13 protein-coding genes are annotated in these 18862 nt (G+C 29.6%); all 13 read left to right on the plus strand.

The window, feature by feature from the left end; all coding sequences use genetic code 11:
* Nucleotides 1-40: 40 nt before the first annotated feature.
* Entirely contained in the window at nucleotides 41-643 is a 603-nt protein-coding gene (locus CHL78_RS00605; RefSeq protein ID WP_094368766.1) for a YesL family protein, read from the plus strand.
* An 18-nt stretch (nucleotides 644-661) separates the two neighbouring features.
* Nucleotides 662-2392, plus strand: coding sequence for a sensor histidine kinase (locus CHL78_RS00610; RefSeq protein ID WP_094368765.1), 1731 nt, complete (start codon nucleotides 662-664; stop codon nucleotides 2390-2392).
* Entirely contained in the window at nucleotides 2385-3872 is a 1488-nt protein-coding gene (locus CHL78_RS00615) for a response regulator transcription factor (RefSeq protein ID WP_158540600.1), read from the plus strand. The genes CHL78_RS00610 and CHL78_RS00615 overlap by 8 nt, the downstream gene beginning before the upstream one ends.
* Before the next feature lie 203 nt (nucleotides 3873-4075).
* Nucleotides 4076-5005 (plus strand): ABC transporter permease, encoded by a 930-nt coding sequence (locus tag CHL78_RS00620; RefSeq protein WP_094368763.1) that lies wholly within the window; start codon nucleotides 4076-4078, stop codon nucleotides 5003-5005.
* A 20-nt stretch (nucleotides 5006-5025) separates the two neighbouring features.
* Entirely contained in the window at nucleotides 5026-5979 is a 954-nt protein-coding gene (locus tag CHL78_RS00625; RefSeq protein WP_094368762.1) for a carbohydrate ABC transporter permease, read from the plus strand.
* A 56-nt stretch (nucleotides 5980-6035) separates the two neighbouring features.
* Complete coding sequence (locus tag CHL78_RS00630; protein ID WP_094368761.1) at nucleotides 6036-7490, plus strand: ABC transporter substrate-binding protein; 1455 nt, start codon at nucleotides 6036-6038, stop codon at nucleotides 7488-7490.
* Nucleotides 7491-7576: 86 nt separating this feature from the next.
* Nucleotides 7577-8851, plus strand: a complete 1275-nt coding sequence (locus CHL78_RS00635) for a glycoside hydrolase family 125 protein (protein WP_243446345.1) — start codon at nucleotides 7577-7579, stop codon at nucleotides 8849-8851.
* Between the two features lie 98 nt (nucleotides 8852-8949).
* The gene (locus CHL78_RS00640; protein ID WP_158540601.1) at nucleotides 8950-10329 is read left to right on the plus strand and encodes a glycoside hydrolase family 1 protein; all 1380 of its coding nucleotides are present in this window, start codon (nucleotides 8950-8952) and stop codon (nucleotides 10327-10329) included.
* Nucleotides 10330-10399: 70 nt separating this feature from the next.
* Nucleotides 10400-11284 (plus strand): ROK family protein, encoded by an 885-nt coding sequence (locus CHL78_RS00645; protein WP_094368758.1) that lies wholly within the window; start codon nucleotides 10400-10402, stop codon nucleotides 11282-11284.
* Between the two features lie 146 nt (nucleotides 11285-11430).
* Complete coding sequence (locus CHL78_RS00650; RefSeq protein WP_094368757.1) at nucleotides 11431-14454, plus strand: endo-beta-N-acetylglucosaminidase; 3024 nt, start codon at nucleotides 11431-11433, stop codon at nucleotides 14452-14454.
* Between the two features lie 107 nt (nucleotides 14455-14561).
* Nucleotides 14562-16934, plus strand: coding sequence for a glycoside hydrolase family 31 protein (locus tag CHL78_RS00655; protein WP_094368756.1), 2373 nt, complete (start codon nucleotides 14562-14564; stop codon nucleotides 16932-16934).
* Nucleotides 16935-17161: 227 nt separating this feature from the next.
* Entirely contained in the window at nucleotides 17162-18100 is a 939-nt protein-coding gene (gene prmA, locus CHL78_RS00660; protein WP_094367210.1) for a 50S ribosomal protein L11 methyltransferase, read from the plus strand.
* 8 nt (nucleotides 18101-18108) lie between these two features.
* Nucleotides 18109-18861: a 16S rRNA (uracil(1498)-N(3))-methyltransferase gene (locus CHL78_RS00665; RefSeq protein ID WP_094367190.1), complete on the plus strand. Its 753-nt coding sequence runs from the start codon at nucleotides 18109-18111 to the stop codon at nucleotides 18859-18861.
* Nucleotide 18862 lies beyond the last annotated feature (1 nt).

Genomic DNA, 18862 nt, shown 5'->3' on the forward strand with positions numbered 1-18862 from the left:
CCTTTTCTTACTTTAAAATAAAATATTTGGGGTGATATGCGTGAAAAAAGAAGGAATCTTATTAAATTTTTGCAACTGGATCTGGAGATTTATGCAACTTAACTTTTTCTGGACTATATTTACAGTATTAGGTGGAGTTGTGTTTGGAATTATGCCTGCTACAATAGCTACTTTTTACATGTTAAGAAAGTGGGTTCAAGGAGAGTTGGATTTACCTATATTTAAAACATTTAAGGATGTTTATAAAAAAGAGTTTGTAAGTGCTAACAAATGTGGAGTTTTCTTCTTAATAGTATTTGCCTTTCTTATTATAGATCTAAATATCTTGTATCAAATAGATGCAACATATTCTACAGTTCTATATATATTAGTATCGGCAGTTTTATTCTTCGTTACTATAGCATTTGTATATTTTTTCCCAACATATGTTCATTTTGATTTAACGCTTAAGGGATATATAAAGAATTCTTTTGTATTATCTTTAGCTAGTCCAATGCAAACTATATTAATTATTATAGGGCTGGGTATTATCGCATACTTTGTAAAAAGTAATCCAGGTCTAATTGCATTTTTTGCAATAGTAGTACCAGGATATTGGATAATGCATGTACTTTATAAGAGATTTAGACGTTTTGCAAGCTAGAATAAGGGGAGAACAACTTTGAAAAAGTTATATTACAAATACATAAATAAGAAGCTTTTTAATAAAATGCTTCTTATTTATTCATCTATAACAATAATATCGATATGCTTATTAGCTAATATATTTTTAAGTTATTATACAGATAATGAAATTCAAAATGAGCTAAATATACACTCAGAGGTTATATTTAATATTGAGAAAAGATTTGAAGAGCAAGATATAATCAGCAATTCTGTGATAAATGGAATAAATACTCAAAAAAAGATAACTGATGAAATTAATATGTTAATATCATCAACTTATGAAGAATATTTAAGTTATAAATTAGATAACTTCTCAGTGAATAGTAATAAAGTAGATTTAAGATATCTACTAGACACTATGTTGTCTAACAGAAGAGACGTATTAGCTGTAGTAATAAATGATAAAGATAAAAACTTTGTAGGTGAAATAGTTCTTAGCCATGATAAGTGGTATAAAATTAAAAATATCAAAGATGATAGAAATTATATTCGGAAAATAACTAAGCCAATTAAGAATGTAGATGACTTATACACTAGTGGATATATAGATATTTACTTTGATTTAAAGGAATTGAATAGCTTATTGTTAAAGTCAAATATTAAGGGTAGCTTAGGGATTATAGATGAAAACAAAGATATAATATTTGATTCAGGAAAATTATTATCTAAAGAATATATAAAAGATGATAAACTTATGGAAAAAACGATTAATGAAAGTATAGAATCTGTATATAGAAATGATTACATAACATATATAAAAGAAGATGCTCAGACAAAGTATAAATATATAAGTATAATTCCAAAGGATGATATAGGATTAAATAATATAAGAGCTAAAATATTTATGATTTCTCTAGTCTGTATATGCATGATTATACTTACTACATATGTAGTAATATACAACCATTCAAAGAAGCTTAAATATATGATGATAGCTATGAAGGATATACAAGATGGAAATTTAGATGTGAGATTTAATATAAATAATGAAGATGATGAACTAGATACTATTGCAATTGGAATAGATCAGATGTGTGAAAATCTTCAATATAATATTAATAAAACATATATATCAGAGGTGAAACAAAAACAAGCAGAGATAAATGCCTTACAAGCACAAATTAAGCCTCATTTTTTATACAATACTCTTGAAGTTATAAGAATGTGTGCTCTAGCTAGTAAAAATACACAAGTGGCACAAATGATATATAACCTAGCTTGTATGTTTAGGTATTCCACATATAACAATGGGGTATTTGTAAAGCTAAGTGAAGAAATAAAGTATTGTAAAATGTATTTAGATTTATGTTGTACAAGGTATAAGGGAGTGTTAGATTACAGCATAGAAATGGATAATAGCTTAGATGAATACATGATACCAAAGTTTGTTTTACAGCCAATAGTAGAAAATAGTATATCTCATGGAATGAGAAAAGATGTAAGTGATAATTTTATTAAAATAAAGGTAAACAAGATTGAAGAACATTTAGAAATTAGCATTGAGGACAACGGTTTCGGTATAGAGTGTGAAGTTTTAGAAAAGATAGAAAAAGAACTTGAACAAAACTTACAAAAACCTAATTCCATAGGGTTAATGAATATAAATAGTAGGTTGAAGCTAAAGTTTGGGGAAAATTATGGTATAAGTATAAACAGCGAAAAACTTAAAGGTACTGTTGTAAAACTTAAAATACCAATTTCAAAGGGTGATGAAGAGTATGTATAGTGTATATTTATTAGATGATGAACCATTTATATTAGAGGGGTTAAAGTATATAGTGCCATGGGAAGATTATGGCTTTGAAATTGTAGGTAGTGCCAGCAATGGTCAAGATGGTTTAGACGAAATTGTAACTAAAAAAATAGACTTAATAATAACTGATATTATGATGCCTAAGATGACTGGTCTAGAACTTATAAGTGAATTAAAGGCTAGAAACTATGATACTAATTTTATAGTACTAAGTGCATTTCAAGAATTTACATATGCTAAAAAAGCAATGAATATGGGAGCTGAAAATTATTTAATAAAGCCAATAGATACTGAAGAGTTGGTAAAAAATCTTCAAGACATACATAAGAAATTGAAGAAAAAGGAAAATGATGTAATAGACAGTGAGATGTTAAGAAACAATTTATTAAGTAAATTAATTTCAGATGTTCCATCTGAAGATACACTAATAAGGTTATCTAAATTAAGTTTAAATTTTAATAGAAGTGAAAAATGTGTAGCAATAGTTGAACTAAAAGACAAGTGTGAAGACTTCAGCAAGATAATTAAAGGTTTAACTAGAAATAAACCGATGAGCTATTGTATAGAGTCTGATTCAAAAGCTATGATTGTTATTGATGAAATGGATATTAATCTTTTGATTGATGAACTTAGAACATTAAAGAATGAACTTATTACGTTAACAGGAAGTATCGTATATATAAGTACAGGAAAGTTTGTTAATGGTATAGATAATTTATATGTAAGTCATAATACGGCGAAAGATATGCATGATTATAAGTTGGTATATCCAGAATTATCTTGGATTAGGACATATAAAGAAACATCATCAAAAGATGAAATAAATTATATAGATTTTGAAAATTTAAAAAAGATTCTTATGAATAAAAACTATTCTAATACCTTAGAATATGTAGAAGATATTTTTGATAAATTAAAAGATGAAGAAGGTCTTACACCAAAGCAAATTAGGATGAAATCTATAGAAATATTTTTGACAGTATATAATTTTTTCAATGAATCTAAGATGATGAAAGGGTTAAATGTTTACCTAGAAAATATAATAAATATAAACACAGTAGATGAAATAGAGTCAGAATTAATAAATATGATTAAATATATGCAGTCTAAGTTAGAAAATACAGAGGAAAGTATAAGTCCAGTTATATTAAAACTTTTAACTCATATAGAGGAAAAATATAAAGAAGATTTAAACCTAAAAGAAATAAGTGATAAGTTAAATATAAATTCTATATATCTAGGACAGTTATTCCAAAAAGAAACAGGAATTTTATTTTCAGACTACATAAATAACTTCCGAGTGAATAAAGCCAAGCAACTTTTAGCAGAAACAAGTTTAAAGGCCAGTGAAATAGGAGACTTAGTTGGATATACTAATAAAAATTATTTCTATAGAAAATTTAAGGATTTAGTAGGGATAACTCCTAGTGAGTGGAGAAAAATAAATTTATAGATAAAAAGTATAATTTTTTTTATATAAAAAGTGTTGTATATAACAAATACAGCACTTTTTTGAATAAAAGTTCACTAATTTTATATAGTAGCTATGAAAACGTATATCTTAGTAAGATTAGTGTAGCTAATCTAATAATTGTAAACTTTTCACAAACGTTTGCCTAATGATAAAATAATAGTATGAAAAGGGGTGACGTGTAAATGAAGAAATTTTTTAAGGACTTATGGAAAAATAGGGCATGGCTATTGATGGTTCTACCTGGAACTATTTGGTTATTGGTATTCTCATACTTACCTATGTTTGGTACAGTTTTAGCATTTAAAAACTTCAAGATAAGCCCGGGAGGATTCATACAAAGTTTAATCAACAGTGAATGGGTTGGATTTAAAAACTTTGAATTCTTATTCACAAGTGGTGATGCATGGCGTATAACTAGAAATACTGTTTTATATAATTTAGTGTTTATAGTGTTAGGATTAATATTTGCAGTATTCGTAGCTATAGTACTTAATGAAATAGCAAATAAAAAACTAGCAAAAGTATATCAAACTAGTATGTTATTCCCACATTTCTTATCTTGGGTTATAGTAAGTTACTTTGTATTTAGTTTCTTAAGTGCAGATAAAGGTATGATGAACTCAATATTAGGAACGTTTGGTATAGATCCAGTATCATGGTATAGTGAACCGGATAAATGGCCTGGAATATTAGTATTTATGAACGTATGGAAGGGCGTAGGCTATGGAAGTATAGTTTACTTAGCGGCAATAGTAGGTATAGATAAGACTTACTATGAAGCGGCTACAATAGATGGGGCTAGTAAGTGGCAACAAATAAAAAATATAACAATACCACTAATAATACCGCTTATGATAATACTTACAATAATGGCAATCGGTGGAATATTCAGATCAGACTTTGGTTTATTCTATCAAGTACCAAGAAACTCAGCTATATTATATCCAGTAACAGATGTTATAGATACTTATATCTATAAAGGACTTATGAACATGGGTAATATAGGTATGAGTACAGCAGCAGGTTTATATCAAGCAGTAGTTGGATTTATATTAATACTTTCAACAAATTACGCTGTTAAGAAAATAGATCCTGAGTACGGTTTATTCTAAAATAGAAAGGGGATAGGCATATGGATTCAGCAGTAGGAAGTAAAGAAATAAAAAAGCCTGGACTTTTTTCTAAAAAGAAAAAGAAAGTGGCTTACAATGAAGGATTTACAGGAGTTACAAATGTAGTAGCAAACGTGATATTAGCTATATTCTCAGTAGCATGTTTGTTTCCGTTTATATTTGTAATAATAATATCTTTAACATCAGAACAATCATTAATTCAAAATGGATATACAATATTCCCACAAGAGTGGAGTTTAGACGCATATAAGTATCTACTAACATCTGGAGGACAGTTGGCTAGATCTTACATGGTTACAATAACTGTTACTGTAATAGGTACAATAATAAATGTAAGTATGGTTTCAACTTATGCTTATGCTCTATCAAGACATAGCTTTAAGTATAGAAAACAATTTACATTCTTAGTATTCTTTACTATGCTATTTGGTGGAGGTATGGTACCTTCTTATATAGTAATGACTCAAGTATTAGGTCTTAAAAATACAATATGGGCGTTAATATTACCTTTAGCATTTAACTCATTCAACATAATAGTAATGAGAACATTCTTCCAAAGATCTATTCCTGATTCAATAATAGAATCAGCTAGAATAGATGGAGCTAGTGAATTTAAGATATTTATAAAGATGGTTTTACCTTTAGCATTACCAGGTATAGCTACAATAGCTTTATTCTCTACATTAGCTTATTGGAATGACTGGTTCAATTCAATGTTATATATTGACTATCAAGAATTAGTTCCATTACAACATATGCTTATGAAAATAGAAAAGAATATGGAGTTTATTAGGCAAAATGCAATGCTTAGTGGACAAGTAATGAGTAGTTTACCACAGGAATCGGTTAGAATGGCAATGGTTGTTATATCAACATTACCAATAGCTTGTACATATCCGTTCTTCCAAAAGTACTTCATCAGTGGACTTACTGTAGGTGGAGTTAAAGAATAAAGGCAATACTTATTTTAATATAAATTATAATCATCACAAAATAGGGGGAAGTTATTATGAAATTCAAGAAGATTTCAAGTTTATTCTTAGCAGTTACAGTTATGTCATCAGTACTTACAGGATGTTCAAGTGCTAATGGCGGAAGTGATTCAAAACAATCAGGTGATAGTACTGAATTAGTATGGTACATGATAGGAACTCCACAACCTGATCAAGCAAAGGTTATGGAAAAGGTAAATGAATATACTAAGGAAAAAATAGGTGTTACTATAGATTTAAGAATGATTGACTGGGGAGATTACGGTCCAAAGATGCAAGTTATAACATCTGGAGGAGAACCATTTGATATATGCTTTGCTAATGATTACGCTTTAAATGCCCAAAAAGGATCTTACTTAGAGATAAGTGATTTACTAGATAGCAAAGGAAAAGAAATGAAAGAAGTTATAGATCCGTTATTCTTAGAAGGTGCTTCAATAAACGGAAAGTTATATGGAGTACCAGCAAACAAAGAAGTTGGACAACAAATGGTATGGGCTTATAATGCAGAAATGGCAGAAAAAGCTGGTGTAGATATGTCTAATGTTAAGTCATTAGAAGATCTAGAAAAAGTTTTAGATGTTGTAAAGAAGAAAAATCCAGACTTAAAAATGCCTATGGCAGCAGGTGCTAACTTTGTACCAGTGTTAGATTTCGATTTATTATTAGGTGAAAACTTACCATTTGGTATATCTTTAAACGGAGATACTGATAAAGTTGTAAATATATATGAAACTGAAGAAGTTAAAAAAACATTAAAGACTTTACGTAGATTCTACGAAAAAGGATTTATACATTCTCAAGCAGCGACAGATACAGATCCACACGAAATGAAAGTTCAAAACTGGTTCGTTAGAAAAGATCAATATGCTCCAGGTGCTGCAGAGATGTGGTCATCAAATGCAGAATATGATATAAAATATTCTCCAATACATGAGCCTTTAACTATAAATAACTCAGTAACAGGGTCTGTAATGGCAATATCTGCAACTTCTAAAAATCCAGAAAAATCTATGGAATTCTTAAACTTATTAAATACTGATGAGTACTTAAGAAACCTAGTAGATAGAGGTATAGAAGATGTACACTACACTACTAATGAAAATGGAACTATAACTAAGACTGATGCAGCAAAAGGATACCAAATGCCATCTTGGGCTTTAGGTAATGTATTCTTAACTAAGAGTTACGATACTGATCCAGAAAACAGAATAGAGCAATATGAAGAGTTCAATGAGAAAGCTGTAGCATCTCCAACTTTAGGATTCTATGTAGATACAACTAATATAAGTACTGAAGTAGCTACATTATCTAACATAGTTCAAGAATTCAAGGCTCCATTATACACAGGGTCTGTAGATGTAGATAAGTACTTAGGTCAATTAAATGATAAATTAAAATCAGCTGGACTTGATAAAGTATTAAAAGAAATACAAACTCAATATGATGCGTGGAAAGCTAGCAACAAGTAAGAATAAATAAAAATAAGAATGTTTAATTATGGGTATTCTGCTATTTAAAATAGTGGAATACCTATATGTATATATGGGAGGAAAAGATGTACAACTCAGTTAATAAGCTAATAGAAAATGTAAAGGATAAATTAAAAGACGATGTAAAATTAGGAGATATGTTTGAAAAATGTTTCCTAAATACAATAAATACTACAATAAAAAGAATGGATGATGGAACAAGCTATGTATTAACTGGAGATATACCAGCAATGTGGTTAAGAGATTCAGTTTGTCAAGTAAGACCATACTTAGTTCTAGCTAAAGAAGATAAAGACATAGCGGATATGATAGAAGGATTAGTTGAAAGACAGTTTAGATATATACAAGTAGATCCATATGCTAATGCATTTAATGAAGAAGCTAATAATATGGGGCATCAAAGTGACTTAACAGAAATGAAGCCAGAAATATGGGAAAGAAAATATGAAATAGATTCATTATGCTTCCCAATTCAATTAAGTTACCTATTATGGAAAAATACTGGAAGAACATCTCAATTCAATGAGAGTTTCAAAAAAGCAGTAGATATGATAATTGATTTATGGAAAGTTGAACAAAATCATGAAGAAAACTCTCCATATAGCTTTGAAAGACTTGATTGTCGTCAATTAGATACATTAGCAAGAAGTGGTAAGGGGCCTATACATAAAGAGACAGGTATGACTTGGTGTGCATTTAGACCTAGTGATGATGCTTGCCAATATAGTTACTTAGTTCCATCAAACATGTTTGCAGTAGTAGTTCTTAATTATGTTGTAGAGATAGCAAAAGATATATTAAATGATGAAGAATTAGCTAATAGAGCGAAGGAATTAGCTGAAGAAATAAACAGAGGTATAGAAAATCATGCTGTATATAACCATCCAAGATGTGGAGATATATACGCATTTGAAGTAGACGGGTTAGGTAATTATAATCTAATGGATGATGCTAATCTTCCAAGTTTACTTTCAATACCTTACTTAGGATATGCTGACTTAGAAGATGAGAAGTATGTTAATACAAGGAACTTTATATTAAGTACAGAAAATCCATACTTCCATATAGGGAAATACGCTAGTGGAGTGGGAAGTCCTCATACACCAGAAAACTATATCTGGCATATATCATTAGCTATGCAAGGATTAACTACTAATGATATAGAAAAGAAGAGAGAGCTTTTAGAAATAATGAAAAATACAGATGCAGGAACATACTTAATGCATGAAGGATTCCATCCTGATGATCCTAGTATGTTTACAAGAGATTGGTTCTCTTGGGCTAATATGATGTTCTGCGAATTAGTACTAGATTACTGTGGAATAAAGGTAGAAAAGTAAGGTTAATAATTTGAAAAGATAATCATGATTTAGGCTATAATACTAATCCTTAGTAGTATAGCCTCTTATAATATAGATGATATATGGAGGATTTAAAAATGAATTATAAATTTCCAAAAGATTTTTGGTGGGGAAGTGCATCTTCTGCAACGCAAATGGAAGGTGCATACAATAAAGATGGTAAGGAACAAAATATATGGGATTACTGGTATGAGATAGCACCTGAGAAGTTCCATAATAATATAGGACCACATAATACTAGTAATTTCTACTATAAATATGAAGAAGATATAAAACTAATGAAAGAACTTGGTCACAACTCTTTTAGATTTTCTATAAGTTGGTCAAGGCTTATAAAAGAAGATCAAAGTGTTAATGAAGAGGCAGTTAAATTCTATAATAATGTAATAAATACAATGTTACAAAATGGGGTAGAGCCTTTTATAAATCTATTCCACTTTGACATGCCAATGTATTTACAAAATATAGGTGGATGGGAAAATAGAGAAGTAGTAACTCGCTATCAAAATTTTGCAAAGAAATGTTTTGAGTTATTTGGAGATAGAGTAAAAAAATGGTTTACTCATAATGAACCAATAGTGCCAGTTGAATGTGGATACTTAGGTCACTATCACTATCCTTGTGTGGTTGACTTTAAAAGAGCTGTACAAGTAGGTTATCATATAATGCTATCAAGTTCATTAGCTATTATGGAATATAAGAAATTAAATCAAGGTGGGGAAATAGGTATAATAATAAACCTAACACCATCATATCCAAGAAGCAATAGTGAAGAAGATCTAAAAGCTTCAAATATCGCTGATTTAATACTAAATAGATCATTCTTAGACACATCGGTGTTAGGGGAATTTCCTGGGGAATTAATAGAATTTGTAAAAGAACAAAACTTACTTCCTGAATATACAAAAGAAGATATGGAAGTGATAAAGAATAATACAGTTGACTTACTAGGTGTTAATTACTATCAACCGAGAAGAGTAAAAGCTAAAGAGAGCAAGATTGAAGAAGGAGCACCACTTACTCCAGAATCATTCTTTGATTTCTATGATATGCCAGGTAAAAAAATCAATCCTCATAGAGGATGGGAGATATATGAAAAAGGAATATACGATCTATCAATAAATATTAGAGATAATTATAAAAATATACATTTCTTTATATCTGAAAATGGAATGGGTGTAGAAGGCGAAGAAAAGTTTAAAGTAGATGGAAGAATTGAAGATGACTACAGAATAGAATTTATAAGTGAACATTTAAAATGGGCAAATAAGGCATTAAATGAAGGGTGTAACCTAAAAGGTTATCATCTATGGACTTTCATGGATAACTGGTCTTGGTTAAATTCATATAAAAATAGATATGGGTTTGTAGAAATTGATTTAAATAATGATTATAAAAGAACTCCGAAGAAGAGTGCTTATTGGTTTAAAGAACTTATAACAAATAATGGATTTTAATAAATAATAAAAAGTTTTAAAATTTTAACTTTATGACTTATAAATATGGTCAGTATATTAGGAGGGGTATATGTATTACTTAGTTTTTGACATTGGTGGTACGTCTATAAAATACAGTTTGATGAATAAAGAGGGAGATATGATAGATTCAAACTCTGTTGATACTCCAGAACAAGGGCAAGGCAAAACTTTAGGAGTGCTTGTAAATATAATAAATGAATATAAAGAAAAACATGATTTAGAAGGTGTGGCTATGAGTGTGCCTGGAGGAATAGATGATGATGGATATATTCATTTTATGGGACAAGTTACTGATTTACAAGATATGTATCTTAATAAATATATAAAAGAGCATACAGGACTTGAGTGTACATATGACAATGATGTTAACTGTGTAGCAATGGCTGAAAAATATAAAGGAAATGCGGTTAATAATAAGAATTTTGTTTGTATAACTATAGGTACTGGAATTGGTGGTGGAGTTTTTATAAACGACCAACTATATAGAGGTCATAGAGGTATGGCTGGAGAGTTTGGAATAAACATATTAGAACATAGATTGTCACAGTTAAATGATATAGAGTATAGGACTTTTAGTAGATTAGGCTCAACTTATAATTTAATTGCTAGAGTTAACAAGCTTAAAAATAGTAATTTAGATGGAAAAGGTGTATTTAAACTTGCTGAAGGTGGAGATAAAGAAGTACAAGGGTTAATAGAAGACTTTTATTTCTCTCTAGCTATAGGTATTTATAATATAGTATATAGCTTTGCACCTGAGAAGGTATTAATTGGTGGTGGAGTTAGCGTCAGAGATGATTTAATTTCAAATATTGAGAATAAATTAAAATTACTGAACCCAGATATATTAAACTTTGTAGAAATTGATACTTGTAAGTTCCAAAATGAATCTGGGAAAATAGGAGCATTATATAATTTTATAACTAAAAACTAGAAAAATCATATGGAGAGTCATAGTATATTTGACGTATATAAATAATATGACTCTCTAGTAATTTGAGTGAAATAAATACTATTGTTAAATAATAAAAAATATCTGCTAGAGGATTAAATTTATTTTAAATTTAGGGGGATTTAATAGTGAATTATAAAAAATATGTGTCATCAGCTTTAGTAGCGGTATTGCTATTTTCATCAACATTAAGAGGAGAGGCTCTTATTGATTCAGATATAGCTACACAAGAAAAAACGGGACAACCTTTTGCATCTTATTGGTATCCAAATGAACTCTTGAATTGGAATCCTAATAATGATAAAGATGCAAAGTTTAATGTTGGTACGGTTGAACTTCAAGAAAGAACAGATGGTGAGGAATTAAAGGATTCTCAAGACGACGATGCCAAAGTAATATCACTGGCTATAGCGAATAAAACAACTAGTTCAACCCCATCACAGGGTAAGGATGATTTTGAAGGTTATAATTTTAGTTACTGGCAATACATAGACACATTAGTAGCTTGGGGTGGTTCGGCAGCTGAAGGATTGATACTTCCGCCTAGCGCAGATTTAATAGATGCTGCTCATACAAATGGAGTTCCAGTATTAGGTACTGTATTTTTCCCGCCTTTAGAATACGGTGGTAAGTATGAATGGATGGAAGAGTTCCTTCAAAAGAATCCCGATGGAAGCTTCCCGATGGCAGATAAATTATTAGAAGTGGCAGATTATTATAACTTTGATGGGTGGTTTATAAATCAAGAAACTGGCGGAAGAGGAAGCGAACATGTAAAACCAGAGCTAGCAAAATTAATGAAAGAATTTTTAAAGTATTTACAAGATAAGAAGCCTAAAGAAATGGAAGTAATCTGGTATGACTCTATGATTGATGACGGTAGAGTATTTTGGCAAAATAGGCTAAATGAATACAACAAAAACTTCTTAGGTGATAATAAAAATAAATTGTCTGATGGTATGTTTTTAAATTTCTGGTGGACTGATGAGAAATATTCAATTGTAGACCCAGAAAATGCAGATAAGAGAATACCTTATACTGTTACAGGTAAAGAGCTTAAAGAGTCAGCAGATTTAGCAAAATCTATGAAAAGAGACCCATATGATTTATATGCTGGTGTAGATGTTCAAGCAAATGGATATAACACAAAAATAAAATGGGATTATTTATTCCCAGAAGGTAAGGATGCAAATACATCTTTAGGATTATATTGTCCATCTTGGACTTATGATTCTTCTAAGACGTTTGAAGAATTTTTAGAAAAAGAAAATAGATTCTGGGTTAATGAGTCTGGAGATCCAAGAAATGAAAGTACTGAAAATTGGAAAGGTGTATCAAATAACTTTGTAGAAAAGAGTCCGGTAACATCTCTACCTTTTGTAACAAACTTCTCAATGGGGAATGGTAAGTTCTTTAATGTAGATGGAAAACAAGTCTCTAGTGAAAAATGGAATCATAGAGGGATGATGGATGTATTACCTACGTATAGATGGGTTATTGATAATAAAAATAATAACTTAAGTGCGGACTTAGATTATACAGAGAGTTACTATGGTGGGAACTCTATATCATTACAAGGAAAATTAGTTAAGGGTGGCAATACAAATATAAAACTTTATGCATCAGAAGTTGATATTACTAACAATAGTGAGATAAGTGTTATGTATAAAGAAAATGGTGGTAATGCAAAAATAAAGTTAGAATTAACTTTTGATGAAGATGATAAGAAAGTATTAGATTTGAATACTACTAAGGAAGGTGATTGGACTAAAGCTAGTACATCTTTAAAGCAATTTAAAGGAAAGGAGCTTACAGAAATATCACTAATAGTAGATGGTCAATCAAATACTGACTCGTATAAATTGAATTTAGGTCAATTAGCTATAACAGATAAAAACAAGGGAACTAAATTATCTAAAATATCAAACCTAAATGTTGAAGATTTTAAGATAGTAGATAACTACTATGGAAATGTAAGATTAACATGGGACAAAGCAAAAGGAGATATAAGTCATTACGAAATATATAAAGAAAATATTGATGGTAATAGAACTTTAGTAGGCTCAACTCCAAGTAATGCATTTTATATTAAAGATATTGAAAGAAACCTAGAGCTTGATTCTACAACTAAATTTGTTGTTACTCCTGTAAGTAATGTATTTGACTCCTCATCTAAATATGAAGCTAGTGTATCTGTTGCTTGGGATAAATTAGAAAAGCCTCAAGCTAACTTTGAAGCAAGTTCATCAATAATTACTCCAGGAGAAAAAATAACTCTTAGTGACAAGTCTGTTGCCGGAGAAAAAATAAAGTGGATAGTAGAAGGATCAAATGAAGGTGAACTAGAAGGGAAAACGGCTGATTTTTCTTTTGCTAAGCCAGGAGTGTACACTATAAAGCAGATTGTATCAAATCCAGCAGGCGAAACTGAAAATATTAAAGAAGATGCAATAGTTGTTAGCAGCCAAGCAGAGGGTGGACTTGTAAATTTAGCTCTTAATAAAGAGGCTAAGGCAAATGCACAGGTAAATGATAATGAAGCTGCAAAATTTACAGTTGATGGTGATATAAAATCTAAGTGGTGTGCATTTGGGGGTGAAGGAAACTGGATAGAAATTGATCTTGGAAAAGAAAACATATTGAAAGAACTTCGCATAAGCCATGCTGAAGCTGGAGGAGAAGCTAGAAGTCTTAATACATCAGACTATACTATTGAAGTTAGTAATGATGGTGAGAACTGGAGAGAAATTCAAAACATAAAAGGTAATGTAGATGCTATTTCTAAAGATGATTTAAAATTTGAACTTGCTAGATATGTAAGATTAAAAATAAATAAGTCAGAACAAGGATTAGGTGGAGCTACAAGATTATATGAAATAGAAGTGTTAGGATTAAATACAGATAAATTAACAGTATTAGATAATAGAGAAGCTTTATCTAAACTTAAAGAAACCGTATCAAATATTGAAGAGGAATATAAAAAATTAGATTTTTCAAATGTAGACACTAATAAAGTTGAAGAGTTCAATAATAACTTTGATAAAGTTAAATCAATATTAGACATTGTTGAAGTAGAAAAGGAAGAAATAGAAAAAGCTGAAAAATATGTAATAGGGTTATTTGATGAATTAAAACAACTAATAACTGAATAATAATAAAGTTAATCTAGCTGATATCAAAAGATATCGGCTAGAACTTTTGTAGTAAAATAAAATTTATAAGGGGAAATAACAAGTATTTATCTTGTTAGACTTAAGATATGTTTGGACGTATACTAGGATATGAAATATTAGACAATAAAGTAAAAATAAATTTTTCTAATAATATAGAAGCTAAAGTAGAAATAATAAACTCTGAAATAATAAACTTTTTTGTTCCTATTTTTAAAAAGGAACAAAAATCTAAGGCAATTGAGAACTTAAAGTGTGTGGAAACTAAGTTCACTGTTGAATCATTAGATAACTTCATAAATATAAAAACTAATACACTAGAAATAAAAATTTATGACGAGTTTAAGGTGGATATATATAATAACCAAGGAAAACTAATATGTGCTGACTACAGAGAAGAGAGAAATCCATATGTAAAAAACACAGCAGGAAGAATAGATATAGCTCTTCAAGAAGGTCATAAGCCAAATGAACATCAAGAGTATAAGGTATTTATTCCTAAATGTATGGAAGACAATATGTACTTTTATGGATTTGGAGAGAAAACTGGTCATCTAAATAAAAAAGGGTATCATTATAAAAATTGGAATACTGATGATCCAAGTCCTCATGGAGAGACTTATGACAAATTATATAAGACTATTCCATTTTTTATAACATTAAAGGAAGAAGAGTCTTTTGGTATATTCTTTGATAACACATTTGAATCTGATTTTGACTTAGGAAAAGAAAATGCAAATTATTATTATTTTGCAGCAGTTGATGGAAATATAGATTATTATTTCATATATGGACCAACTATTAAAAAAGTAATAAAAGGATATACATATTTAACAGGTACTACTCCTCTACCTCAACTTTGGTCTCTTGGATACCAGCAAAGTCGATGGGCATATTGTCCTGATACCAATGTATATGAGATAGCGAATAAGTTTAGGGAAAAAGATATACCTTGTGATACTATTCATCTAGATATAGAGTATATGGATGATTTTAGAGTCTTTACATGGGATAAAGAAAAGTTTAAAAATCCAACTAAAATGATTTCTGATCTTAAAAACGATGGATTTAAGATAATTACTATAATAGATCCAGGAGTTAAAGTAGATAAAGGCTATAAAATTTATGATGAAGGTCTAAAAAATGGATACTTTGCAACTGATAAAAATGGTATAACTTATACTAACTGGGTATGGCCAGGTCATTCTGTATTCCCAGATTTCTCAAACACTGAAGTAAGAAACTGGTGGGCAAATAACCAAAAGATAATGATGGATTATGGTGTGTCAGGTATCTGGAATGATATGAATGAACCTGCAAGCTTTAATGGTCCTCTTCCTAATGATATAAAATTTAATGAAGATGGAAATATTGTTGACCATAAGGAAATACACAATGCATATGGTCATTTAATGAGTAAAGCTACTTATGAAGGTATAAAAAAAGAAACTAACAAGAGGCCTTTTGTAATAACTAGAGCTTGCTACTCAGGAACACAGAAGTACTCAACTGTATGGACAGGGGATAACCAAAGTACTTGGGAACATCTGAGAATGTCTATACCGATGCTTATGAATCTAGGGTTAAGTGGTTTATCTTTCTGTGGTACAGATGTAGGTGGATTTGGATTTGATACTACAAAAGAGTTACTAAGTAGATGGGTACAAGTAGGTGCATTCACTGCATTATTTAGAAACCACACTTCAATTTATACTAGAGACCAAGAGCCATGGGCATTTGATAAAGATACTGAAGATATTTATAGAAAGTATGTAAAGTTAAGATATAAATTACTTCCTTATATATATGATGTATTCAAGAGTGGAGAAGTCACAGGGTTACCACTTATGAGGGCACTTTTATTGGAGCATCAAGATGATGAGGAAACTTATGAAATAAATGATCAGTTTTTAGTAGGAGAGAATATACTGGTAGCTCCAGTTGTTGAACAAGGTAAAAAAGCAAGGATGGTTTATCTTCCAAGAGGAAGTAAATGGATAGACTACTGGACTAAAGAAATACTTGAAGGTGGTCAGTATATAATAAAGAGTGCTCCACTAGATACTTGTCCAATATACATAAAAGAAGGAAGTATTATACCTAACTATCCAGATATAAAATATGTTGGGGAAAAAGATATTGATATACTAACTATTGATGTATATAGAGGTGATAAAGATACTAGCAGTATTCATTACCAAGATAATGGTGAAGATTTTGATTACAAAGATGGAAAGTATAATCTTTATAAATTTGATATGAATAACAAAGAAAGTTTAGAATTTGATATTAACATTACTCATAATGGCTATAATAAATTTTACAAAGGATATGAAATCATATTTAATAACTTTGTAGCTAAAGAAGTATTAATAGATGAAAAAGAAGTTGAATTCAGTGTTTTAAGTGGAAACACAATTATAAATGTAAATGAAACGGAATGTAAAATTGTATTAAATTAATATGAGTAGAACAGGTAGTCCTTATGGCTACCTATTTTAATTATAAAAAGTATATGCTATATAAAAAACTTAGAAAATTATTAAGAAATTGTCTGCGATTTTGTATGAATAAAATTAACTATTATATATATGTTAGAAATAGATTAAAGAATGGTATTAAAGATAATAATAATTATGATATAATAAAATTTACGGAAAATAGTAAAGGTAAAGGACGGTATGCACATATGAAGTGGACTGAAATAACAATAAAAACTTCAACAGAAGCGGTTGAGGCAATAACTAATATATTATATGAACAAAATGTAGGTGGAGTATCTATAGAAGATCCAAAGGATTTTAAATTCCAAAAGAAAAACGACTATGATTGGGATTTTGTAGAAGAAGAAATATTTAATAGTGGATACGACGGAGTAATAATAAAAACTTACATAACTGAAGAGAGAGATGTTACAGAAGATATAAATACAATAAAAGAAAAAATAGATAATTTAAAAGCATTTGGGATAGATGTTGGAGAAGCTATAGTTGAACTTTCACAAGTTGATGAAGAAGACTGGGCTAATGAATGGAAAAATTACTATAAGCCTACAAAAGTAGGAGAAAAAATTGTAGTAAAACCAACTTGGGAAGAATATGACAAGCAAGATGGAGACTTAATAATAGAATTAGATCCAGGTATGGCATTTGGTACAGGTACTCATGAAACTACTACAATGTGTATTAGAGAACTTGAAAAATTTGTAAAAGAAGATACAAAGGTATTTGATATAGGATGTGGTAGTGGTATTCTTGCAATAGCTGCTGCAAAGCTTGGAGCAAAAGATGTTTTAGCAGTTGATTTAGATGAAGTTGCAGTAAAAGTATCTAAGGAAAATATAGAATTAAATAAAGTAGAAGATAAAGTAGTTGCAATGTACGGAAACTTAATGGAAGTAGTACATGAAAAGGCAGATATAGTAGTTGCAAATATTATAGCTGATATAATCAAGATATTAGCTAAAGGTATCAAAAACTTTATGAAAGATGATGCAGTATTTATTTCTTCAGGAATAATACACGCAAAAGTTGATGAAGTTAAAGAAGCGTTAGTAGAAAATGGACTAGAGGTACTATATGTTGAATCTCTAGGTGAGTGGAATGCAATAGTATCGAAGATTAAGTAGGTGAAATTATGGATAGATTTTTTGTTGAAAAGAATAACATTAACTTAGAAAATAACACTTGTATAATTGAAGGTGAAGATGTTAAGCATATTTCAAAAGTTTTAAGATGTAAAATTGGAGAAGAACTTGAAGTATGCGATAAAGACAATAATGAATATATATGTGAAATAACTAATATAGATAAAAATATTGTTAACCTAGATATCTTAGAAAAGGCTGATATAAAAAGAGAATCTAATTTGAAAATAAGGCTATATCAAGGTCTTCCAAAAGGACCTAAAATGGAAATGATACTTCAAAAACTTACCGAAGTAGGTGTTGATGAAATAGTATTAGTTCAAACAAAAAGAAGTGTAGCAAAAGTAGACGATAAAAAAGAAGATAAAAAGTTTGATCGTTGGGAAAGAATAATATATGAAGCAGCGAAGCAAAGTAAAAGAGGTAAACTACCTAAGTTAAGAGGAGTATTATCTTTTAAAGAAGCTTTAGAAGAAATGAAAAATAATGATATGAATATATGCCCTTATGAAAATGAAAGAACAGTTTCCATAAAAAAGGCAATAAAAAACTCAGACATAAAAAATATTGGTATTTTTGTAGGTCCAGAAGGTGGATTTGCTGAAGAAGAAATAGAAAAGATACAAGAAATAGGATCAAAAGTAGTTTCTTTAGGTCCTAGAATCTTAAGAACTGAAACAGCATCAGTAGTTGCTTCTTCAATAGTATTATATGAGTTAAGCGACTTAGGAGGAGAGGAATAAA

It is taken from the genome of Romboutsia weinsteinii, from assembly GCF_002250835.2.
GTDB lineage: Bacteria > Bacillota > Clostridia > Peptostreptococcales > Peptostreptococcaceae > Romboutsia_A > Romboutsia_A weinsteinii.